The following is a 22,620-nucleotide window of genomic DNA, read 5'->3' as shown; positions in this document are numbered from 1 at the left end:
CCGTCACTTCTGCTGGACGTGCAGCATGCGATCACGCATGGCGAACCATTCCTCGGCGTAGTCGTCGTTGCGATATTCGTCGAAATACGGGCCGCCATCGGTGAAATGCACGAGTTGCGCATCCGGCCGGTAGTCATATTCATTGACGAGGTAATTCCAGGTCACGGGGATCTCCCCGATCTGATCGTCGCTCTCCAGCCACTTAAACTGGTGAAGCTGCAGGCCCGTGGCGGTATTGACGTAATCCTTCGTCAATGCCCGGCATTTGGCATTGTTGAAGAGGATCATGCTCGACCAATTCTTCTTTTCATATTTGGTCTGGGTCTGGCCGAGGAATTTCGTCTCGATCTTCGGCTGGTAGTCGTGCTTGACGCACATTGCGGCATAACGGTCGTCGCGCAGCTTCCAGAGCTCGGCAATATCGGCGCGGGCGAGCATGTCGCAATCCATGAAGATGCTCCAGCCCTCGTAATCGCTGAGGTAGGGAACCAGAAAGCGGGAGAAGGAAAATTCGGTCGATTGCAGCGGATTGCGCTCGCGCGTGAAAACGCCGTCGAGATTGCTGAGAACGATCGGCGAAAACACCACCGGGATCGAAGAGCGCTCGATTATGCTTTGTGCGAGAACGTGATAGGCGACGACTTCCTTGGAATCGAAGCCGACAAAAATACGTGCAACACCGTCGTTCATAGTCCCTCCGAAGCGGCTGACCCTCAAGAGATCAGCCGGTTGAATAGCTTTCTATTGCAACGCAAATTACGCTGCCGAACATCCCGCCGGCTCGTAGGCGATATGATGCTCATTCCAAAATGAATCCCGACTGTATCGTGGAAAGCGACTGCAATTTCCATGATACGCCTCGCGAAACGCAAGCCTACTTACTTCAACCCAGATATTTGTCGAGTGTTTGCGGAAGCATTTTTGGTTTTCTTCCGTAACAAATGGAGAGGCATCCCTGCTCTTGGCAGGGTTTCGGCCGGGCGTCGCGACGGCGCCCAGCTTTCAGTTCTTTTGGCAGCGCAGCCTCAAACCTTCACATAACGGCGCCAGTTATGCTCTTCCTTGAAGCCCAGGACTTCGCGAATCTTCCGGTTGGAGAGCAGGCCTTCATACTCGCCGATCTCGCGGGTGAAGGGCACGTTCGGGTAGTATTTGGCGGCAAGTTCCCGGGACGGCGTGTTGGCCGATACCGTGTCGTTGGCCGCGTTGAAGACCTGAAAACCGAGACCGCCTTTTTCGATGCAGAGATGGACGATCTGGCCGAGATCGCGGGCATCGATATAGCTCCAGGCTATGCGCTTACGGATGTCGGTGTCAGCGAAATATTCCGGGAAGCGCTCATATTCGTAAGGCTCGATGACGTTGCCGATGCGCAGCGCATAGACGTCGATGCCGAAACGCTCGGCGAAGGCGCGCGCCGTCTTCTCGTTCAGGACCTTGGAGAGGCCGTAGGAATCCATGGGATTGACATCGTAATCTTCCTCCAGCGGAAACTGATGAAAATCGCGATGGCCCTCGGCAAAGCAAACGCCATAAGTCGTTTCGCTGGAGGCGACAATGATCTTCTTGACGCCGAGCTTTGCCGCCGCTTCGATGACATTGTAGGTGCTCATCGTATTGATGCGGAAGGTCTCGTTATCAGGCTTGATCAGGATGCGCGGAATGGCAGCGAAATGCACGACGGCGTCGTAAGGCTGCACGCCCTTCCCCTGATCGAGATCCGGGAAATCCCGATGCATGGTCAGCACGTTGTAGACTTGTCCCGCATCAGTGACATCGGCCACCAAATTGGTGACGCCGGGGCTGTCCAGCGGCACCAGATCGACATTGTGGACCTCATAGCCGGCATTGATCAGCCAGGGAACGGTATGACGCCCGGCCTTGCCGCTGCCACCCGTGAACAATATGCGCTTTTTCATGCAATCTCCTCCTGGTAAAATCGAGCGATAGATAGACCCTTTCCTCAGTTCCGCAAGGCGGTCGACAGGGACGGATTGCCTCAGTCGGTCACAAATGAATGATCTGCTGGAGACAGGGGCGTCAAAGAAAGGTTGAAGAGCGCCATGCCGATCAGGCTCGTTGACTACGATCCGGGCTGGCCCACTCTCTTCCTGCGCCGCCGTACGGCCATCGCCGCCTTCTTGTGCCGTCCCGCCGATATCCATCATATAGGCAGTACATCCATCCTCGGGCTCTGTGCCAAGCCTAAGCTCGATATCGACGCAGTGCTGACGACGGCTGATGACAGGCTCTTCGCGACCGAACGCTTGATGGAGGCCGGTTATACCTTCCATGGCGATCCGTATGGCGCGGACAGATGGATATTCACCAAAGACGAAACACCTTACGGAACTCGTCTTTATCTATGCCTCCTCGACAATCCCGCTCACCGCGACCGCATCCTCTTTCGCGACTATCTTCGTGCCCATCCAGAAGCGGCCAGGGATTATGCAGCATTGAAGCGACGACTGGTCATCGAAGCGAACGGCAATTGGGATCACTATACCGGCGGCAAAAGCGATTTCGTTGCCGATGTCCTGCGCTGCGCCCTAGCCGAGCGGAGCTAAGTCACCAGCCGGGGACTGTCGATGGATTGCTTCACCTCGACTGCTCTCGCAAATGCTCCAGCACATGCGCAACGCATTGATCGAGCGAAAGCTCGCTGGTATCGAAGATCTCGCAACCGTGCTGAACGGCCTCCCCGCGCAGATAGGCCGCCCAATCCATCATATTTTGATCCGCGAGCTCCGGCTGGCGTCTTCCGACCGTCAAGCGCCGCGCCCTCGTTGTGTCGTTGCAATCGACCAACAGCAGCCTGTAGCTATCGACATTTGCCGCCGCGGCCGCTTCAGCGATGAAGGAAATCCGCATCTGCCCTTCGAACAGGACCGACTTTCCACTCTGCGCAACTTTTGCAAGACGCGCCATCCATTCGATGGTCTTGTCCCGCTGCCAGGCCTCCGGCGAACCGTGATCCCTGATCATCGTATCCACCGTCGGCACGCCGATGCTATCGAACCGATAGATCGCGAACTCGTCCGGACATCTCTCGGCGATGGCGTCGGCGATTGCCGTTTTTCCAGAGCCGGATGCGCCTGTCAGAATGATCAGATCCACTCAGTCTCCTCCATGCCGAAATGCGAAAGGCCCCGCTGTTTCCAGCGGGGCCTTCGTAACCACGAATAATCCGGGGATTACTCGACGATGGAGGCGACGATGCCGGCGCCGACGGTGCGGCCGCCTTCGCGGATAGCGAAGCGCAGCTTTTCTTCCATCGCGATCGGAACGATCAGCTCAACGGCAACCGTGACGTTGTCGCCTGGCATAACCATTTCCGTGCCTTCCGGAAGCGTCACGATGCCCGTCACGTCCGTCGTGCGGAAGTAGAACTGCGGACGGTAGTTCGTGAAGAACGGCGTATGACGGCCACCCTCTTCCTTCGTCAGGATGTAGGCTTCGGCCATGAACTTCTTGTGCGGCTTCACAGAACCCGGCTTGCACAGGATCTGGCCACGCTCGACGCCGTCACGGTTCACACCGCGGACCAGCGCGCCGATGTTGTCGCCGGCCTGGCCCTGGTCGAGCAGCTTGCGGAACATTTCAACGCCGGTAACCGTCGTCTTCGACGTCGGACGAATGCCGACGATTTCGACTTCTTCACCAACCTTGACGATACCACGCTCGACGCGGCCCGTCACAACCGTACCACGGCCGGAGATCGAGAACACGTCTTCGATCGGCATCAGGAACGGCTGGTCGATCGGACGCTCTGGCGTCGGGATGTAGGCGTCAACCTGGGCCATCAGCTCGCGGATCGCGTTTTCGCCGATTTCCTTGTTGCTGTCTTCCAGAGCAGCAAGCGCCGAACCCTTGACAACCGGAATGTCGTCGCCCGGGAAGTCGTAGGACGACAGCAGTTCACGAACTTCAAGCTCAACAAGCTCCAGAAGCTCGGCGTCGTCAACCTGGTCGACCTTGTTCAGGAACACTACGATCGCCGGAACGCCAACCTGGCGGGCGAGCAGGATGTGCTCGCGCGTCTGCGGCATCGGGCCGTCGGCAGCCGAGCAAACCAGGATCGCGCCGTCCATCTGCGCAGCACCCGTGATCATGTTCTTCACATAGTCAGCGTGGCCGGGGCAGTCGACGTGCGCATAGTGACGAGCAGCCGTCTCATATTCAACGTGTGCCGTCGAGATCGTGATACCACGCGCCTTTTCTTCCGGTGCCGCGTCGATCTGGTCATACGCCTTGAACTCACCGAAGAACTTCGTGATCGCTGCCGTCAGAGACGTCTTGCCGTGGTCAACGTGGCCGATCGTGCCGATGTTAACGTGCGGCTTATTGCGCTCAAACTTACTCTTTGCCATTTGAATGCTTCCTGTGAACGTAAATGGTGGCCCCGGCGAACCGGTTTAGTGCCGCCGTTTAAGGCTTTCGTCGCATTTGCGCAAGACTTAATTGCAGGCCCTATTCTTGGCGAAGTGTAGCCGATGACGGACAATGCGCGCCGTCGGCTTTGATTCGCCCCGCAGGTTTCGCCGGCCGATCCGGAAAGATGTAAAAGCATTTGCCGGTTCAGACGCTTAGATAGGCACGCTGAGGAAATAATCCAGGTGTCCGAAGCCGCTTCTCGGAATTGACTAGGTCTGCAGAGACCGATCTTGCAGAGGTTCGCGAATAGGTATGTATCGCCCGCCAGAATATAAGCCATTCCTCACGCGGAGGATGTGAATCGAATATGGCGGAGAGGAAAGCTGGGATTCAGGGCAGCAGGTCTGTCGCAAGACCTGCCTGACGGAGATGAAGGACTGAAAATCTTGGAGCGGGTAGCGGGAATCGAACCCGCGTATTCAGCTTGGAAGGCTGCTGCTCTACCATTGAGCTATACCCGCGGGTGGCCAAGATCCTGTGCGGAATGGTGGAGGGAGTTGGATTTGAACCAACGTAGGCTGAGCCAACGGATTTACAGTCCGTCCCCTTTAACCACTCGGGCATCCCTCCAGTTTTCCGACTGGATCTTGCGACCAAGCTTGCTAGACCGGACGTCGCCGCCGCGATCTGCGCCGCGTATATGACCGGACCGTTTCCTTCTGTCAACATGAGGTCCGGGCAAAAATGACGAAAAAATTTCAACTTGCTGCAAAAGCCCACTGACGAAAGAGGACTATGCGCTCAAGGGCGCTCTCGCTATAAAGCCGCATGAGCAAAGACAGAACATCCGGCCGTTCCGGCCCTGACAACACCGTCGGCGATAAGTCGGCCAAAGACACGCATTACGCCACCTTGCGGCGCGCGCATCGCGACGCCAAGCGCGAGCGCGGCGAAATCCCGACGCCGCCGCCACAGAAGCGCAAGCGGGCCGGCGCGGATGATTGGAAGCCGCCGGCACTCGCTCCAGACCAGGTCTATCTATATGGCCTGCATACGGTGCGCGCAGCCCTTGCCAATCCCGAGCGGAAGAACATCAAGCTGTCAGCGACGCAGAATGCGTTGGTGCGGCTGGAAATCGGACCGGCGGCCGAACTCGGCATTCCCGTCGAGATGGTCTCGCCGCAGGATATTGACAAAGTGCTGGGTCCGGAAGCGATCCATCAGGGCGTCATGCTGGAGACGCGTCCCCTGCCCGTGCGCCGGCTGGAGGCCCTGAAGGACAGCCCGCTGCTGCTGGTTCTCGATCAGGTGACCGATCCGCACAATGTCGGCGCAATCATGCGCTCAGCCGTCGCCTTCGACGCCGGCGCCGTCATCACCACACAGCGTCATAGCCCGACCGAATCGGGCGTGCTCGCCAAATCCGCCTCCGGTGCGCTGGAGCTGATACCCTATATACAGATCACCAATCTCGCCGACGCGCTCGGCGAGCTGCACCGCCTCGGCTTCGTCACCATCGGTCTTGATTCGGAAGGGCCGGCGCCGCTCGAAGGCACGTTTTCGGGCGAGAAGGTCGCCCTCGTTCTTGGCTCCGAGGGCAAGGGGCTGCGCCAGAAGACACGGGAAACGGTGAACGCGCTGGCGCGGCTCGACATGCCGGGCGCGATCAAATCACTCAACGTCTCGAACGCGGCCGCGATCGCTCTCTACGCAGCGCGGTCTTATCTGAAAATCTAGCGGCACGGGGGTGCCGCAGCAGATTTGGGGGGAACTGCCTTGATCCGCACTTTTTGTCTCGCGGCGGCTTCTGCCGCCTTCATTCTCGCCGCCGGGCAACCGGCTAGTGCCGCCGACGAGGAACTCATCAAGTCGCAGGCGGGCACATGGCTGCTGGCGCCGGAAGGTGGCGCAAAGGGCTGCCGCCTCACCTTCGAAACCAGTCCGGTGACCGGCGGCTACGCTGTTAGCGGCGCGGATGCCTGCGCGACCGCCCTGCCCGCCTACGCCAAGGCGGCCGCCTGGAATTTCAGCGAGGACGGCTCGCTCGCCCTTATGGACGCGACGCAGAAGGTGGTGGCCCGTTTCCAGGAAGAAGAGGGGTCGCCCTGGGAAAGCGAAGAAGGCGATCCGACGTGGCTGCTGCCGGCGCTCGGAGACGTCGATCATGTTCCAACCGTCGCAAGCCTCGCCGGCACCTGGCAAGTCGAGCAGCCCAACGGCAAACTCATCTGCAACATCACGCTGTCCAGCGATACCGACGAGGATGGCACGCCGAAAATGTCACCGGGCGGCGACTGCCCGGCCGACGTTGCTGACCTCAAGCTTTCCCTCTGGGTCGTGGAGGGTTTTGGCCTGGTGATGATGGGCACTGACGGCTCTTCGCTCTCCTTCGATATGCGGCCGGACGGCAGCTTTCAGAAATCCGAAGAGGAAGAGGGACAGCCGATGGTGCTTGTCCGCAAACAGGGCGGCTAAAGGAGCCGATATCCCGCCTATGGCTTGACGTCCGAGAAATGTGACTATGTTAGCTTGGGCCGGTCCGAACCCGGCCCTTATTGTCACATATTGGGAAATATAGGTACAGGGCGCATGATCTTATCGAATATCCGCAAATTCATCTTCCACGAATTGCGAAGTGTAGAAGGATATATCGACCCGCCGGATGCCCTTGTTTACCTTTCTATTCTGGAACGCCAGAGGGGACATGGATTGGGCGGCGGAATTGCTGAAATCGGGGTCTATTTCGGTCGTTCTTATTTTCTCCTGAAAAAGATCACATCGCCGGAAGATCGTGTGCTTGGCATCGATCTCTTCGACATCGGAGAGATGTCGAATGGCGTTTCCAAGCAATACCGAACATTTATCGAGAATGGCGAGCGGCTCGGCCTGCCTGTCGACGAGGACCTGCTGTTCGTCGGCGATAGCGCGGAGCTGTCGCCGAAAGACGTAGCGAGCAAGGTCGGCAAGGTGCGCTTCTTCAGCATCGATGGCGGACACACCTTGTCGAACCTGAAAGCCGACATCCACCTGGCGAAGGAGACGATCGCCGACCATGGCGTCATCGTCTTCGACGACACGTTCAATCCTGCTTGGCCGGAAGTCACCGTCGGCGTCGCGGATTTCCTCCGCGACAATGATGAGATCTTCTCGGCTTTCTGCATGACGAAATACAAGACCTATGTCTGCCGGCGTGAATTCCACGATTTCTACCGTGCGGCTATTCTGCGCGCGCCCCATCTCAGAGCCTTCGAACTGGCGGAAACGCATTTTCTTGGGTCCGACGCCGTCCGCCTGCACAATCCATTCGGCCGGCGCATACTCTACGAACTCATGACCCGCTCCGGCATGAGCGCCATTTCGGAGCGCGCATACCGCTGCCACTAGAGTAATTCGAGGAAAAGTGCGCAGCGGTTTTTCGTCCGGAATTGCGGCAAAAACAAAGGGACAGAAAAACGGATCAGCGAACTGCAATCGGCTGCGGACGCCAGGCCGATTGCAGCGTGGGCGACCGCTCCGTGATCGGGCATCCATCCTGCAGCTTCAGCCATGAGGTGACATTCAGGTTCATCTCGCATTGCGCGAGATAGCTCTTGCCGTTCACGGTCATGCAGGCGACTTCGCCGATCGCATGCTGCTTTCCGTCTACGTTTTTGCAGTAGCAATCCTGTCCGGCCAACGCCGGCGCATCTGCCATCACAGCAAACGGCAATCCCAGGACAATAAGCTTCAAAACCTCGCGCATGGACGTTCCCTCGCCCGCCGTGGATGGGAAAGTGTATGCCTATTTCAGACGTTGTAAATGCGCGAGGCCGAAGCGCGCCGGCGCAGCCTAGTGAATCGCAGGATCCGATTCGTCGAAGAAAGTCCTGATACCATCGCGCGCGATCGTCGCCAGGAACTCATCGAAGGCCTCGCGGTCAGTCGCGAAGGGCTCTTCCCATTCGATAAGATCCTCCTCCGGCGTGATGACCTCCATCCGCCAGTCTTGCTGGGTGCCTGCCGGGCGAAAGATATCGACGAGCACGGTCACGCCATCCTCGGTAAATTCACCGGATAGTTCGGAGTGTTCGAGTTTGGGCTTCTTGGGCTTAACGGTCATATCTTCCCACATGCAGCAATGACGAGAATCGTAACTTAGTGATCGTTACGACCATTTCAAAGTGCAGCGGCGTTACAATTGAATGAAGCAGCCGCCGATTTCCTGCATCGAGGGCTGCAGGGAAAACAACTCGGTTAAGCCGCTGAATGAGCGTGTCTATTGCCGAAGCAGGTCGAACGTCACTGCATGGCGTCACCTCGGCCGCAAGCGTGTCACGCCGACCGCGACCACGCTCGAAACCATAAAGAGGATAGCGCTGTACGCGAACGGGCTCCACCAGCCGGCACTGTCGAAGAGCATGCCGCCTGTGAAGGCACCAAATGTTATGGCGAACTGGATGAGCGCAACCTGAAGCCCGCCTCCCGCTTCAAGCTCTGACGGTATGATGCGCGTCAGCCAGGTACCCCAAGCCACTGGAATAGGAGTGGCAAACAGGCCGAAAAGAGCAAGGAGCGCCGCTATTGTCAGGGCAGATGGGCCAAGCGGTATCAACAACACCGCGATGAGCATCAGCACGGCGGGGAAACCCACCAGAACCGTGCTCAGATGCGAGCGCAGCAGGAAGCCGATCAACGAGGTTCCCAGAAGGCCTGCCAGGCCGATCCCAAGGAGAACGAGCGAAAGGCCGTTGACGTCAAGGCCGGTCACATCCCCAAGGAACGGCCGCAAATAGGTGGACAGTGCAAACTGTCCCATGAAGAAGAAGGTCATGGCCGCCATACCGATGGCGAAGGTACGATTGCGCAGCAGCCCGAATGTACCGCGAACCGAACCGGCCCCGCCTCCCGGTATTTTCGGCAGTGCAAAGACCTGCCATATGAAGGCTATGATCGCGATCGGCACCATAATAAAGAATGCGCCTCGCCAGCCGATCAACCCGCCGAGGAAACTCCCCAATGGTTGAGCGACAACACTTGCAAGGGCGCTTCCTCCTTGCAGCATGGCAAGAGCTTTAGGTAGGTCCGGGCCGGATACAATACGCGCCATGATAGCCGTGGACAGCGACCAGAAGCCGCCAATCGACACGCCGATCAGGGCGCGGCCGACCATGAACACGAGGTAGTTGGGCGCGAATGTGATTGCCAGACCGGAAAGCACGAGAACGCCTGTGTAGGAAAGCACCACTGCGCGTCGGTCCAGGCGTGCCAAGAGCGCATTGCTGAACAGGCTGGTGACGACGGCAAAGAACCCCGAAACGGAAATCGCTTGTCCGGCCTGCCCCACCGTTATGCTCAGTTCGTCGGCGATTGGTGTCAGCAGGCTGACAGGCAGGAATTCCGAGGCAACGAGCGTGAATGTCATCAGCGTCATGCAGATGACAATACCCCACGGACTTGCCGTGCTTTCGATCTGGTTGTCGTAGGTGGTTTCCATATTGCTTTCCGTCAATGGCTTGGAGCGGATCGTTCAGGACGTATTGGAGTGTCTGAGCCTGCTGAGGGAACGACAGGGATCGTGCCGGCGCGCCGGCCTCACCCAGCTTGAGTCTCATGCGATCAGGTTTTCGAAGATGCGCGCGGGCCGCGCCGCCTAGTTCTCGTTCTTGCCCGTCAGTCCGTTGCTGACCTCGATGGTTACCGGTGCACCGTCCGGGATCGCGCGAACTTCGTCCACGCTCGCGTGAATGCGTCCCAGCGGGACTTTTCCTGGCCAGTAGCCGATGTAACCATAATAAAGCGCAATCCATTGACCGGGCTCGTAATAGCCCACTTCCGGGATCTCAGGCTCGTCGCCACGAGGCGCCCCCTTCATTGAAAGCCCGTCTTTCAGCCGGATGACCTTCTCGTCATAGCCAGGATAATTGCCGGCTTTTAAGGTGAGCGGCAGTTTGGTGATCAGGTCTTTGGCCGTCTCGTTGTCGTAGAGATCGACAGCAAACGTCTTTTCACCGATGCGTATCGCGATTGTCTTGTCGCTCGGCTTTCTCAAATTGCTGTGCACGGCGCTGTCTTCTGTCGTGTTACTCGATTTGGCTTGAATGATGCCCGCTAGTCCCAGGCATCCCAATGCAAGCACCGCCGCCAACCTCGTAGATCGTTTCAGGGTCATGACGTCCTCACATCCGAAGGAGCGTCTTGATGGCACTGCGTTCGTCCATGGCCTTGTAGCCTTGGGCGACATCGGTGAGCGGCACTTCGAGATCGAAGACTTTGCCGGGATTGATCTGCCGGGTCATGATGAGATCGATGAGATGCGGCAGGAAGCGACGCACCGGTGCCGGACCGCCCAGCAGGTTCTTCTGTTGGAAGAACAGCATCTGCCCGTCCAGCTCAACGCCATGCGGCACGCCGACATAGCCGATCGAGCCGCCTGGACGGGCGCAGTTGATCGCCTGCAGCATCGATTCCTGGGTGCCGACGCACTCAAGGACGGAATCGGCGCCAACGCCTCCGGTCAATTCCTTCACTCTTGCAACGCCCGCGTCGCCCCGCTCTGTGATGATGTCGGTGGCGCCATATTCGAGGGCGAGTTCCTGGCGCTGCTTATGGCGGCTCATGGCAATGATGTGCCCGGCGCCAAGCTGTTTTGCCGACAGCACGCCCATGAGGCCGACGGCGCCGTCGCCCACCACAACCGCCGTGCAGCCCGGCGTCACGCGCGCGGCATCAGCGGCATACCAGCCCGTGCCGAGCACGTCGGATGCGGCGAGCAGGCTCGGGATCAGGTCTTCGGACGGCATGGTGTCGGTCGCAACCAACGTACCGTCAGCCAGTGCGATACGCGCGTATGGCGCCTGCGCGCCGGACATGAATTCGCGGTGTTCGCAGGAGGACTGGAAACCGTACCGGCAATGCGGGCAGGTATTGTCCGAGAGGCAGAACGAGCCGACGACGAACTGGCCGGGCCGGATAGTCTTCACGTCGCTTCCAACCTCGACCACGACGCCGCAGTATTCATGGCCCATATGCTGCGGCGCGGTCACGGCCTGAATTCCGCGATACGGCCAGAGATCGGAGCCGCAGACGCAGGACGCCGAAAGCTTGATGATGGCGTCGGTGGGCCTCAGGATTTTGGGTTCTGCGACTTCCTCGCAGCGGATGTCGCCGGGGGCGTGAAGGACTGTTCCGAGCATGGATTTCTCCGGTTCTTTGGCCATCGGGGCGAAGTGCCCTTGTTCAAACTTGATGGGAGAAACAGATAGCACCGATCGATAGCCTGCATTAGCCGCGCCAATTTGCATGGACTTATCGAAATTCGCTTGTAATAGATATCGATCGGATCAGGCGGAGGACCTGTTGTGGCGCGGGAAAACTTCAACGAATTACTCTTATTCCTCGCGGTTGCCGAAGAACGCAGCTTCACCAAAGCCGCGGCAAAGTTGGGAATTGCCCAATCCACCCTCAGCTATGCCGTCAAGCAACTCGAAGCACGAATGGGGCTTCGGCTTCTGACCCGCACGACGCGAAGTGTGGGAACGACGGAGGCCGGCGAACGTCTCCGGCAATCCCTGGCGCCGCGCATTTCTGAAATAGAAGCCGACATAGAGGCGTTGATGGCCTATCGGGACAAGCCGGCCGGTACCGTCAGAATCACATTGTCCCATCACGCCATGGAAAGCGTCGTTTGGCCCAAACTATCCCCCATGCTCGCGGACTATCCGGACATCAAGCTGGAACTCAGCGTCGATAGCAGCTTCCGCAACATCGTTGAGGATGGCTTCGACGCTGGTGTGAGACTCGGCGAAAGTCTTGAGAAAGACATGGTGGCGGTGCGGATCGGACCGGATTGGAGATTGGTGGCTGTTGGGTCTCCCGGTTATTTCATGACGCGAGCCGTGCCAAGGACGCCGCAGGAACTCATGCGCCATAATTGCATCAACAGGCGCATTGACAGGATCGGAGCGCTCTATGCCTGGGAGTTCGAGAAGGATGGCGAGGAGGTTCGCGTCAGGGTCGAAGGGCAGCTTACTTTCAACACGGATGCCGAGATGGTCGATGCCGCTCTTCGAGGCTATGGCATAGCCTACGTACCGGAAAGCTTCGTCGAGCAGCATCTGGCAGAAGGGCGGCTGCAGCTCGTGCTCGACGACTGGTCACCGAAATTTGCCGGATATTACCTCTACTATCCCAGCAGGCGCCAGAATTTGCCGGCATTTTCTGTGATCGTGGACGCGCTTCGGCAAAGGAGCTGGTAGCCTGTGAGGCATTTTCCAGAAAGTCTCGAGCCGCAAAATAGGTCGCAAATTTCAGAAGATTGGGGAAAGCATAGTGATCTCTGGATCATGATGGTGCCCCCGGCAGGGTTCGAACCCGCGACCCCCTGATTACAAATCAGGTGCTCTACCAACTGAGCTACAAGGGCACATCGGCATGCCAAGTAGCAGATTTTGATTTCCTGTAAAGGGAAAATCGGCAGTTTGGCTTTGATGGAGCGGATCGAAGCGCCTGCCTATTCACCAGTCTTTGCAAAACGTCTTGTCGCGTAGGGGGAATATCATTACCTAGTACGATTATTCAAAGGACATTGCATGTCACGCGCTTTTCAGTCTGTTTGTTTTCTCGCATCGACCGCGCCGGAAGCCCAAAGCGCGCGGGAGGAATTGATTCGTCTTTACGGCCAGACGCCGCAGGAAGATGCGGATATCGTCGTTGCGCTCGGCGGCGATGGCTTCATGCTGCAGACGCTGCACAATACGATGAATTCCGGCAAGCGCGTCTATGGCATGAATCGCGGCTCCATCGGCTTCCTGATGAACGATTATCGTACCGAATGCCTGGCCGAACGCATCGAAGCGGCTGTCGAAAATGCCTTTCATCCGCTGCAGATGAGCACGCGCAACGCAGACGGCAGCACATCCGTCGCGCTTGCCATCAACGAGGTGTCATTGTTTCGCCAGTCCTATCAGGCGGCCAAGCTGAAGGTCGAGATCGACGGCCATGTCCGTCTGCCGGAACTGATCTGCGACGGGCTGATGGTGACGACGCCGGCCGGTTCCACCGCCTATAATCTCTCCGCTCACGGCCCCATCCTGCCGCTCGAGGCACCGCTGCTCGCCATCACCCCAGTCAGCGCTTTCCGCCCTCGCCGCTGGCGCGGCGCCCTCCTGCCCAACAAGGTGACGATCGACATCACCGTGCTGGAGGCAGAAAAACGCCCGGTCAATGCGGTTGCCGACAACACCGAAGTCAAATCGGTCGTGGGCGTCAAGATCGCCCAGACCGAAGACACGACGGCGCGTATTCTCTCCGATCCAGACAGGTCGTGGTCGGAGCGGATATTGGCGGAGCAGTTTTCGGATTAAGAAATACTTGCGCATCGCAAGAGCGGCATTCCAGCCAACAAAAAAGCCCCGTCTCCGGGGCCTTTCTTCGATCCAATAAATCTTGCTCTTAATCCACGTCGTCCACCACCGCGTCGGCCGCGCCGCTGATGCGGTGCGCGAGGGCAGCTTCCATGAACTCGTTGAGATCGCCATCGAGCACGTCATCTGGGGCCGTGCTGGCGACGCCGGTGCGCAAGTCCTTGACGAGCTGATAAGGCTGCAGGACGTAGGAGCGGATCTGGTGGCCCCAGCCGATATCGGTCTTCGAGGCGGCTTCGGCGTTGGCGGCCTCTTCCCGCTTCATCAATTCCGCTTCGTACATGCGGGCGCGCAGCATGTCCCAGGCCTTGGCGCGGTTCTTGTGCTGCGAGCGTTCCTGCTGGCATTGCACGACGATGCCGGTCGGGATGTGCGTGATACGCACCGCCGAGTCGGTCGTGTTGACGTGCTGGCCGCCGGCGCCGGACGAACGATAGGTGTCGATGCGGCAGTCGCCCTCGTTGATCTCGATCTGGATCGAATCGTCGACGACCGGATAGACCCAGATCGACGAGAAGGAGGTGTGACGGCGGGCATTGCTGTCATAGGGCGAGATGCGAACCAGGCGGTGAACGCCCGATTCGGTCTTCAGCCAGCCATAGGCATTGTGGCCCTTGACCAGCAGCGTCGCCGATTTGATGCCGGCTTCTTCGCCGTCATGGACTTCGAGCAATTCCACTTTGAAGCGCTGACGCTCTGCCCAGCGAGTGTACATGCGCAGCAGCATGTTCGCCCAGTCCTGGCTCTCGGTGCCGCCGGCGCCGGAATGGACTTCGAGGTAGGTATCGTTGGAATCGGCCTCGCCCGAAAGCATGGCTTCCACCTGCCGGCGCGCAGCTTCCGTCTTCAAGCTCTTGAGGGCCTCTTCGGCCTCGCGGACGACGTCGGCATCGCCCTCTTCCTCGCCAAGCTCGATCAGTTCGACATTGTCGGCAAGCTGCTGCTCAAGCGCACGCACGCCGTTGATGCCGTCATCAAGCTGCTGGCGCTCGCGCATCAGCTTCTGCGCTTCGGAGGCATCGTTCCAGAGGGTCGGGTCCTCTGCCTTGTTGTTCAACCAGTCCAGTCGTCTTATCGCCTGATCCCAGTCAAAGATGCCTCCTCAGCAGGCTTATGGCCTGCTTGGTTTCGTCGACTACATTCTCGATTTCCGCTCGCATGTTCCTGCTTCTTTATTCGGCCGTTCGCTATGAACGGCTGTTCAATTCAAAGAGTGCTGGTGACATAGATACACATGCCGCGACTGTAAAGCCCCGCCGCATGATCATTGGACAAATCGACCAGGATCAGAAGAGACCGCCCGCACCTGATGTGACTGCCTGGTTCGCCTGCGGCGAGGTCTTCAGAATTTCCTCGGGCGCGACCTGCGCCGACGCATCGCCGCCGCCGATGACCGTATAGGTGGTCGCAGGACCAGTGCCGGGCTTGAAGGCTTCCATGATGGCATCGGGATCGCCGGGCTGCGCGGCCATGCCGGTCGCGCGGTTGACGGCCATCATATTCATGCCCGCCGGAACCTGGAATTTCTCCGGCTGCTCATCCTTGGTGGCGGCCTGCATGAACTCGTTAAAGATCGGCGCGGCGATCGAGCCACCGGTCGCGCCGCGGCCGAGTGTGCTCGGCGTGTCGTAGCCGACATAAAGGCCGGCAACGAGGCTCGGCGTAAAGCCGACGAACCAGGCGTCCTTTTCATCGTTGGTCGTACCGGTCTTGCCGGCGACATCGGTGTTCAGCTTGATCTTGCCGGCGGCCGTGCCGCGGATGACGACGCCCTGCATCATCGAAGTCACCTGATAGGCAGTCATCGGATCGAGCACCTGCTCGCGGTTGTCGGCGATGACTGGCTCATCCTGATTCTGCCAATCGCTGACATTGCAGGCGTCGCAGACGCGCTCTTCGTGCTTGAAGATGGTCGCGCCATAGCGGTCCTGAATGCGGTCGATCAATGTCGGCTTGATCTGCTTGCCGCCATTGGCGATGACCGAATAGGCGGAAACCATGCGCAGCACCGTCGTCTCGCCGGCGCCAAGCGCCATGGCAAGAACCGGGTTCATGCGGTCATAGATGCCGAAGCGGTCGGCATATTCGGCGACCAGCGGCATGCCCATATCCGCAGCGAGACGCACGGTCATCAGGTTGCGCGAATGCTCGATGGCAAAGCGAAGCGTATGGGCGCCGCCGCCCTCGCCTTCGTAGTTTTCCGGCTTCCACACCTGTCCGTTGCTGAGCGTGATCTGGAGCGGATCGTCAAGAATGACCGACGCCGGTGTATAGCCATTGTCCATGGCCGCCGCGTAAACGAAGGGCTTGAAGGACGAGCCGGGCTGGCGTTTAGCCTGGGTAGCGCGGTTGAACTCCGACTGCGCATAGGAGAAACCGCCGACCATGGCGAGCACGCGGCCGGTATGCGGGTCCATCACGACGAGGCCGCCCTGCACTTTCGGAGGCTGGCGCAGGCGATAGGCGCTCGAATCGGCATCGCCGCTCTTCTGGACATAGATCACGTCACCGGGGTTCAACACGCCGGTCGGCGATTTCGCCGTCTTGCTGCCACCCGCCGAGCGGAAAGCCCAACGCATGTCGGCTACGGCGATCGTACCACGCTTGCGATCGTTCGCGACCTTACCCGCGGCGTCGACACTTGGCTGCAGGCCGATATCGACCGTTTGATCGGACACGGAAAGCACGACGGCGAGCTGCCATTCCGGCACATCACTCAAGGCCGGGATCTTGGCGAGTTCCGGACCCCAATCCTGCGATGTCGCGATCTGCTTGATCGGGCCATGGAAGCCGCGGCGCTCGTCGTAGTCGACCAGTCCGTCCTGCAACGCCTTGCGTGCTTCGATCTGGATCTGCGGATCCAGCGAGGTGCGGACCGAAAGCCCGCCCTCGAGGAGGGTTTTCTCGCCATATTGGTCGATCAACTGGCGGCGGACTTCTTCGGCAAAATAATCGGAGGCGAAGAGCGACGGGCCACTCTTTGGCGGCGCAACGCCGAGCGGCTGCTTCTTGGCTTCTTCGCCGTCGCTCTGGCTGACATAGCCATTCTCGACCATGCGGTCGATAACCCAGTTGCGGCGGGTCATCGCAGCATCGGGGTGACGGAACGGATTGTAGTTGGACGGGCCCTTGGGCAGCGAAGCGAGATAAGCCGATTCGGCAATCGTCAGCTCGTTGACCGACTTGTCGAAATAGGTCAGCGCCGCACCGGCGATGCCATAGGAATTGAGGCCGAAATAGATCTCGTTCAGATAGAGTTCGAGGATCTTGTCCTTGCTGTAGGCCTGTTCGATGCGGAAGGAGAGGATCGCTTCCTTGATCTTGCGGTCGAAGGTCTGGTCGGCCGAAAGCAGGAAGTTCTTGGCGACCTGCTGGGTGATGGTCGATGCGCCAACGAAACGGCGGCCGGAACCGATATTCTGAAGGTTTACGGCGACGGCGCGCATCAGGCCGCCGACATCGACGCCCGGATGATTGTAGAAGTTCTTGTCTTCTGCCGAGAGGAAAGCGGCCTTGACGCGATCGGGAATGGCCTGGATCGGCAGGAAAAGCCGGTTCTCGCGCGAATATTCCTTCATCAAGGCACCGTTGCCCGCATGAATGCGGGTCGTCACCGGCGGCGCGTATTTGGCGAGCACCTCATAATCCGGCAGATCCTTGGAAACGACGCTCAGATAAATAGCCGCCGCCGCCGCCGCACCCAGGAACAGGAGGCAGCCCAGCCCAAAGAAATATCCAATCAGTCTGACCATATGATGCTACCGGTGCTTCTTCTTCATGCGGCGCATGCGCGAGACCATCGCACATTCACGGGCGTTTTGCACGCTCGGGGCGTGAATGCAAGACGGCAACGGCATAAAGCCGTGCATGCCGACCGCGGCAAACAATACTTTGGTGTAACGGCGGGAATGTGAGCAAAATAGGGCTCACCGCTGGTATTCCTCACTTCATCCCAGCCCATTAGCAACGGCTGTTACATGGAAGACACGAACGGCGCCGCTATTCTACCGTCTCAGCCGCCATTCGCGATGGTCGAAACGCGGTACTGCTGTACCGCATCAGTCAGCCGATCCGCCAATTTCTGCCGCCAATCGGGATCGAGTAAAAGTTTCTCATCATCCTTGTTCGAGAGGAAGCCAAGCTCGAGGAGAATGGAGGGAACATCCGGCGCCTGCAGCACGCGGAAGCCGGCATGGCGATGCGGGTTGTTGATCATCGAGATCTGGCCATTGAACGAGGTGAGCACATCCCGCGCCAGCGAGATGGAAAAAGCCTGCGTCTCACGCCGGGTCAGGTCCATTAGAATATCCGCGACGGCGGCAGGCTGGGCCTGCGTCTCGGCGCCGGCAAGCTGGTCGGAATTGTTTTCGCGGTCGGCGACTTCGCTGGCGAGCTTGTCGGAGGCCTTGTCGGAGATCGTATAGACCGTGGCGCCGCGGATATCCTTCTGCTTCAGCGTGTCGGCATGCAGCGAGATAAACAGTGAGGCGTGATTCTGCCGGGCGATGGTCACGCGCTGCGACAGCGACAGATATTCATCATTGTCGCGCGTCAGGAAAGCCTTGATGCCGGGCTTGGCGTTCAGCTTGTCGGCCAGGAGCTTGGCAAAGGCGAGTGTGATGTCCTTCTCCTGGGTGACGCCATCGCTGGCCGTTGCGCCGGCGTCGATCCCGCCATGACCGGCGTCGACCGCCACGAGGAAGCTGCTCGGATCGGCCCTTTCGATCGGTGCCACCGGACCGACATCCTTTGCGGTGTCATCGTTGGTCCAGCTCTGCTGCTTGATAAGATCCGCAAACTGCCCGGCAGGCAGTATCTCAGCATCGAGCACGAGGCGATGCCCCTTGCCGCTTTCGTCGGGCTGCACCTTGGCCATGACCAGCTTCACCGGCTTGGCCGCCGTCAGCACGATGCGGGCGCTGTCCTCATCCATGGTGCCGTAGCGGATATCCTTGAAGAGGCCGATCGGCTTCAGATCGGCTGCGGGGAAACCGAAGGCGGTTGCCGGAAGGTCGACGATGACGCGTACGGGGTTGTCAAGATAATGGACCGTGAAGGTCGGCTCGCGATCCATATCGATGACGATACGGGTGCGGGCATCGTCGCCGGCGATGCGTGCGCCATAGGCGAGCAATGGATCGGCGGCGGCCATGGCCGTCGCAAGCGGCGAGAGAATCGGAAGAGCCGTCACTGCGAGGGCCACCGCTGCAATTCGCAAAGCCCTCACGCCATTCTCCGTCGCATGCCGCAATCCCTTTAACTATCGCCCACCGCGCCCCATATTGATTTCGACGTTGTTTTTGAAGTCCAAAAATAACGGGAAAACCACGGATGACGCGATAGTGCCGATGTGATGGCGTGCCGGGAGAAGAATCGGAAACGCCGTCCCCGCACCTTCATCATCCGACGAATCCATCAATATTATGGCATACTTGGCTTTCCCCTTGCTATTGTGACAGATAAAACATACAACGCATATTAGGGTAGAAGTGTTGACGGGATAGAGTCGCCGCAAAGGCAGCCGCCTCGAGTACTAGGCGCCATAAGCGGCCGTCATCCGCCGTCTACAGTGCTTCTGCTCCCATACTGGATATCTGAATTTCCGGTTTTGCGCGGGAAATTCATCGGTGGAGAGCCACCAAACGCTCTTTAAAGAGAGCACATTCATCGGACCCGTTTGTTGGGTCTAAGGCATTGTCGATCTCGCTTGGTTACGGATGGTACCGCAGCAGCTTTTTCAAGAAGTGAACAGACCCCGGGGAACTGATGTCCCGGCCGCTGTCTGGCTGCTGTCATCGTCATCGCAAAACAACCAATCGCGACTTTCATTATCCGGTGCAGCAATAGTGGAGTGCAACCAGCCTGTCCTAGCGACCGGCCGGCGCCTTTCCGCATGCCGGCGCCGAGGAGCACAGCTTACATGGCAGACAAAATGCTTATCGATGCGTCTCACGAGGAAGAGACGCGTGTTGTTGTCGTTCGCGGGAACCGCATAGAAGAATTTGACTTCGAGTCGCAGCACAAGAAGCAAATCCGCGGCAATATCTATCTCGCCAAGGTGACGAGGGTTGAGCCCTCGCTGCAAGCCGCTTTCGTGGATTACGGCGGCAACCGGCATGGCTTCCTGGCCTTTGCCGAAATCCATCCCGACTACTACCAGATTCCGCTCGCCGACCGGCAGGCGCTCCTGAAGGCGGAAGCCGAAGAGCATCGCCGCGACGACGATGTCGAGCATGTCGAAACGGCGCTCGATCTTTCCCAGCAGGAACAGCCCGACATCGGCATCGTCCAGAAGGACGAGGCGGAAGTCGCGGTGACGGAAGAAGCCCTTGCCCCTGAGGTAGCGGCTGCTCCCGTCGAGGAAGCTCCGGCGAAGAAGGCCAAGCCACGCCGCAGCCGCAAGAAGGTGGTCGCTGAAGCTGCCGCCGAGGAGGCTCCTGCAGCCGAAGCGATCGCTACAGTCGACGCGCCGAGCGAAGATGAAGAAGGCGGCCCGTCCGGCGAGATGGCCGCGATGGTCGAAACCGATTCGATTTCCGAGGATGTCGATGTTTCCAAGCGCCGTCACGACGATGACGACGACGATGATCACGACCAGGAAGAAGAAGTAATCGAATCCGTCGGCGCCGAAGACGCGATGGAAGAGGTTCCGGACCGCACGCAGCGCAAGCCGCGGAAACAGTATCGCATTCAGGAAGTCATCAAGCGTCGGCAGATCCTGCTGGTGCAGGTTGCCAAGGAAGAGCGCGGCAACAAGGGCGCAGCACTTACCACCTATCTTTCGCTCGCAGGCCGCTACTCGGTTCTGATGCCGAACACGGCGCGCGGCGGTGGTATCTCCCGCAAGATCACCAATCCGCAGGACCGCAAGCGCCTGAAGGAAATCGCCAAGATGCTCGAAGTGCCGCAGGGCATGGGCGTCATCCTGCGTACCGCCGGCGCCAACCGCACCAAGGTCGAGGTCAAGCGTGACTTCGAATATCTGATGCGCCTCTGGGAAAACGTCCGCACGTTGACACTCGCTTCGACAGCGCCTTGCCTCGTCTACGAAGAAGGCAGCCTGATCAAGCGCTCGATCCGCGACCTTTACAACAAGGATATCGGCGAGATCATCGTTGCCGGCGAAGAAGGCTATCGTGAAGCGAAAGACTTCATGAAGATGCTGATGCCGAGCCATGCCAAGGTGGTTCAGCCCTATCGCGACATCCATCCGATTTTCTCGCGCTCCGGCATCGAGGCGCAGCTCGACCGCATGCTGCAGCCGCAGGTGACTTTGCGCTCGGGCGGCTACCTGATCATGAACCAGACGGAAGCGCTGGTTTCGATCGACGTCAACTCCGGCCGCTCGACCCGCGAACACTCGATCGAGGACACCGCGCTCCAGACCAATCTGGAAGCTGCCGAGGAAATTGCCCGCCAGCTTCGCCTGCGCGACCTTGCCGGCCTGATCGTCATCGACTTCATCGACATGGAAGAAAAGCGCAACAACCGCGCCGTCGAGAAGAAGCTGAAGGAATGCCTGAAGAACGACCGCGCCCGCATCCAAGTCGGCCGTATCTCGCATTTCGGCCTTCTGGAAATGTCGCGCCAGCGCATCCGCGCTTCGGTTCTCGAAAGCACGACGCAGATCTGCTCGCATTGCGGCGGCACCGGTCATGTTCGCTCGCAGTCCTCCGTTGCGCTGCATGTTCTGCGCGGCATCGAGGAATACCTGCTGAAGAACACGACGCACGACATCACCGTGCGTACGACGCCGGACATTGCGCTCTATCTGCTCAATCACAAGCGTCAGACGATCGTCGATTACGAAAACCGCTTCGGCGTCGCCATCGTCATCGGCGCGGACAATGCCGTCGGCACGCAGCATTTCGCGATCGACCGCGGCGAGCCGGTGGAAAATCCGGTGAAGATCGAATCCCTGTTCAACTTCGCCGCCATTCCGGAGGATGATGACGACGATATCGTCATCGAGGCAGATGAGGACGAAGACGAAGAGCTCGAAGAAAAGGCCGCTAGCGTCGAACAGCAGCCCGCAGCGCGCTCCGAAAATAATGAAGGTGGCCGCAAGCGCAAGCGCCGCCGCCGTCGTCGCGGTCGTGGCGGTGACGCCCAGGTAGCCTCCGAATCGGCCGATGCATCCCGCGAGGAAGGCGATGACGAAGCGGATGAAGGCGACGAGGACGATACCGGCAGCAGCGGCGAAGTCGCGGCCGTGTCCAGCGATGATGGCCAGCAGAAGCGCAAGCGCCGCCGCCGCGGCAAGCGTGGCGGGCGTCGCAATCGCGACGGCGAAGGCAACGAATTAGCCGCCGGCGGTGAAGCCGGTTCCGACGAAGGCGCTGACGATGAGGATGACGGCGAAAGCGATGTCGCTGTAACCGTTGCCGATATCGCGGTCGCCGAAGGCGAAGCCGCCGTCGAAAGCGAGCCGGCAATGGCGGCTGTCGAAACCGCGGCCGTCGTCGTTGAAGACGTGAAGCCCGCCAAGGGCCGCAGCCGCCGCAAGCCGAAGGCGGAAGCATCGCCCGTCGAGGTACCGGTCACTGAAGAAGTGTCCGTGATCGACGCCGAGGCTGAAACGGTTGCCGAAGTTGCCGGCGATCTCGACAAGGCCGCCGAACCGGTCGCCGCTGCGGAGCCCGAAGTGATCGAGGCCGCAGCCAAGCCGGCTCGCGCCAACCGCGAGTCGAACGTCTCCTCCTCCGAGCCGGTGGTCAAGTCCACCCGCACCAGCGAGGGCGGCGACGGCGATGGCGAGCCGACCAAGCCGAAGAAAGCCGGCTGGTGGCAGCGCCGTGGCTTCTTCTGAACGCTGCTGTTCGGAACGAAATAAACAAATCCGGCA

General features: G+C 59.3%; 19 protein-coding genes and 3 tRNA genes. 7 read left to right on the top strand and 15 right to left on the bottom strand.

The genetic code is table 11. The features are described 5' to 3' along the window. Positions 1-3 precede the first annotated feature (3 nt). Both N2601_RS05290 and N2601_RS05285 read right to left on the bottom strand, forming a co-directional pair. A complete protein-coding gene (locus tag N2601_RS05290; protein ID WP_104822775.1) occupies positions 4-690 on the bottom strand; it encodes a glycosyltransferase in 687 nt (228 codons plus the stop codon). 335 nt (positions 691-1,025) lie between these two features. Next, positions 1,026-1,919: an NAD-dependent epimerase/dehydratase family protein gene (locus N2601_RS05285; protein WP_104822774.1), complete on the bottom strand. Its 894-nt coding sequence runs from the start codon at positions 1,917-1,919 to the stop codon at positions 1,026-1,028. Between the two features lie 144 nt (positions 1,920-2,063). Here N2601_RS05285 and N2601_RS05280 point away from each other — a divergent pair, with 144 nt between their 5' ends. After that, entirely contained in the window at positions 2,064-2,567 is a 504-nt protein-coding gene (locus N2601_RS05280; RefSeq protein ID WP_104822773.1) for a GrpB family protein, read from the top strand. A gap of 31 nt (positions 2,568-2,598) precedes the next feature. Here N2601_RS05280 and N2601_RS05275 read toward each other — a convergent pair whose 3' ends face one another. From N2601_RS05275 to N2601_RS05260, 4 genes are all read right to left on the bottom strand, one after another. Next, on the bottom strand, positions 2,599-3,117 hold the full coding sequence (locus tag N2601_RS05275; protein ID WP_104822772.1) for an AAA family ATPase: 519 nt from the start codon (positions 3,115-3,117) through the stop codon (positions 2,599-2,601). A 77-nt stretch (positions 3,118-3,194) separates the two neighbouring features. Continuing rightward, complete coding sequence (gene tuf / locus N2601_RS05270; RefSeq protein WP_104822771.1) at positions 3,195-4,370, bottom strand: elongation factor Tu; 1,176 nt, start codon at positions 4,368-4,370, stop codon at positions 3,195-3,197. A 451-nt stretch (positions 4,371-4,821) separates the two neighbouring features. Further along, positions 4,822-4,895: transfer RNA gene (locus N2601_RS05265), tRNA-Gly, on the bottom strand. 24 nt (positions 4,896-4,919) lie between these two features. Continuing rightward, positions 4,920-5,004 (bottom strand) — tRNA-Tyr (locus N2601_RS05260). Positions 5,005-5,202: 198 nt separating this feature from the next. Between N2601_RS05260 and rlmB the strand changes: the two genes are divergently transcribed. From rlmB to N2601_RS05245, 3 genes are all read left to right on the top strand, one after another. Further along, positions 5,203-6,111 carry a 23S rRNA (guanosine(2251)-2'-O)-methyltransferase RlmB gene (gene rlmB / locus N2601_RS05255; RefSeq protein ID WP_104822770.1) on the top strand — a complete coding sequence of 303 codons (909 nt, stop codon included), beginning with the start codon at positions 5,203-5,205 and terminating at the stop codon, positions 6,109-6,111. A gap of 39 nt (positions 6,112-6,150) precedes the next feature. Next, positions 6,151-6,849, top strand: coding sequence for an AprI/Inh family metalloprotease inhibitor (locus N2601_RS05250; RefSeq protein ID WP_104822769.1), 699 nt, complete (start codon positions 6,151-6,153; stop codon positions 6,847-6,849). A gap of 114 nt (positions 6,850-6,963) precedes the next feature. Next, entirely contained in the window at positions 6,964-7,758 is a 795-nt protein-coding gene (locus tag N2601_RS05245) for a class I SAM-dependent methyltransferase (RefSeq protein WP_104822768.1), read from the top strand. Positions 7,759-7,831: 73 nt separating this feature from the next. Here the strand turns inward: N2601_RS05245 and N2601_RS05240 are convergent, their stop codons facing one another. From N2601_RS05240 to N2601_RS05220, 5 genes are all read right to left on the bottom strand, one after another. Beyond that, the gene (locus N2601_RS05240) at positions 7,832-8,116 is read right to left on the bottom strand and encodes a hypothetical protein (RefSeq protein WP_104822767.1); all 285 of its coding nucleotides are present in this window, start codon (positions 8,114-8,116) and stop codon (positions 7,832-7,834) included. An 87-nt stretch (positions 8,117-8,203) separates the two neighbouring features. After that, entirely contained in the window at positions 8,204-8,473 is a 270-nt protein-coding gene (locus N2601_RS05235) for a hypothetical protein (protein WP_104822766.1), read from the bottom strand. A 192-nt stretch (positions 8,474-8,665) separates the two neighbouring features. Next, a complete protein-coding gene (locus N2601_RS05230) occupies positions 8,666-9,847 on the bottom strand; it encodes an MFS transporter (protein WP_104822765.1) in 1,182 nt (393 codons plus the stop codon). Positions 9,848-10,003: 156 nt separating this feature from the next. Beyond that, complete coding sequence (locus N2601_RS05225; protein ID WP_104822764.1) at positions 10,004-10,522, bottom strand: cyclophilin-like fold protein; 519 nt, start codon at positions 10,520-10,522, stop codon at positions 10,004-10,006. Positions 10,523-10,529: 7 nt separating this feature from the next. After that, positions 10,530-11,546, bottom strand: a complete 1,017-nt coding sequence (locus tag N2601_RS05220) for a zinc-dependent alcohol dehydrogenase family protein (protein WP_104822763.1) — start codon at positions 11,544-11,546, stop codon at positions 10,530-10,532. 165 nt (positions 11,547-11,711) lie between these two features. Here N2601_RS05220 and N2601_RS05215 point away from each other — a divergent pair, with 165 nt between their 5' ends. After that, on the top strand, positions 11,712-12,608 hold the full coding sequence (locus tag N2601_RS05215) for a LysR family transcriptional regulator (protein ID WP_104822762.1): 897 nt from the start codon (positions 11,712-11,714) through the stop codon (positions 12,606-12,608). A gap of 91 nt (positions 12,609-12,699) precedes the next feature. Here N2601_RS05215 and N2601_RS05210 read toward each other — a convergent pair. Further along, positions 12,700-12,775, bottom strand: a tRNA-Thr gene (locus N2601_RS05210). Positions 12,776-12,941: 166 nt separating this feature from the next. On the opposite strand from N2601_RS05210, the gene N2601_RS05205 reads away from it, so the two are divergent. Further along, positions 12,942-13,715, top strand: a complete 774-nt coding sequence (locus N2601_RS05205) for an NAD kinase (RefSeq protein WP_104822743.1) — start codon at positions 12,942-12,944, stop codon at positions 13,713-13,715. A gap of 88 nt (positions 13,716-13,803) precedes the next feature. Here the strand turns inward: N2601_RS05205 and prfB are convergent. The 3 genes from prfB to N2601_RS05190 all read right to left on the bottom strand — a co-directional run bounded on the left by prfB (position 13,804) and on the right by N2601_RS05190 (position 18,927). Beyond that, positions 13,804-14,935 (bottom strand): peptide chain release factor 2 gene (gene prfB, locus N2601_RS05200; protein ID WP_104822742.1). Its coding sequence is split into 2 segments (ribosomal slippage): positions 13,804-14,865 and positions 14,867-14,935, totalling 1,131 coding nucleotides; the frame shifts between segments, so codons are not numbered across the junction. A 126-nt stretch (positions 14,936-15,061) separates the two neighbouring features. Next, a complete protein-coding gene (locus tag N2601_RS05195) occupies positions 15,062-17,527 on the bottom strand; it encodes a penicillin-binding protein 1A (RefSeq protein ID WP_104822741.1) in 2,466 nt (821 codons plus the stop codon). Between the two features lie 260 nt (positions 17,528-17,787). Beyond that, positions 17,788-18,927, bottom strand: coding sequence for an N-acetylmuramoyl-L-alanine amidase (locus N2601_RS05190; protein WP_445945003.1), 1,140 nt, complete (start codon positions 18,925-18,927; stop codon positions 17,788-17,790). A gap of 768 nt (positions 18,928-19,695) precedes the next feature. Between N2601_RS05190 and N2601_RS05185 the strand changes: the two genes are divergently transcribed. After that, the gene (locus N2601_RS05185) at positions 19,696-22,584 is read left to right on the top strand and encodes an Rne/Rng family ribonuclease (protein WP_104822739.1); all 2,889 of its coding nucleotides are present in this window, start codon (positions 19,696-19,698) and stop codon (positions 22,582-22,584) included. Positions 22,585-22,620: the final 36 nt, after the last annotated feature.

Source organism: Rhizobium sp. CB3060, assembly GCF_025200735.1.
Classification (GTDB): domain Bacteria; phylum Pseudomonadota; class Alphaproteobacteria; order Rhizobiales; family Rhizobiaceae; genus Rhizobium.
Note: the sequence above shows the minus strand (reverse complement) of the source record. Positions and strands in the feature narration are given on the sequence as shown.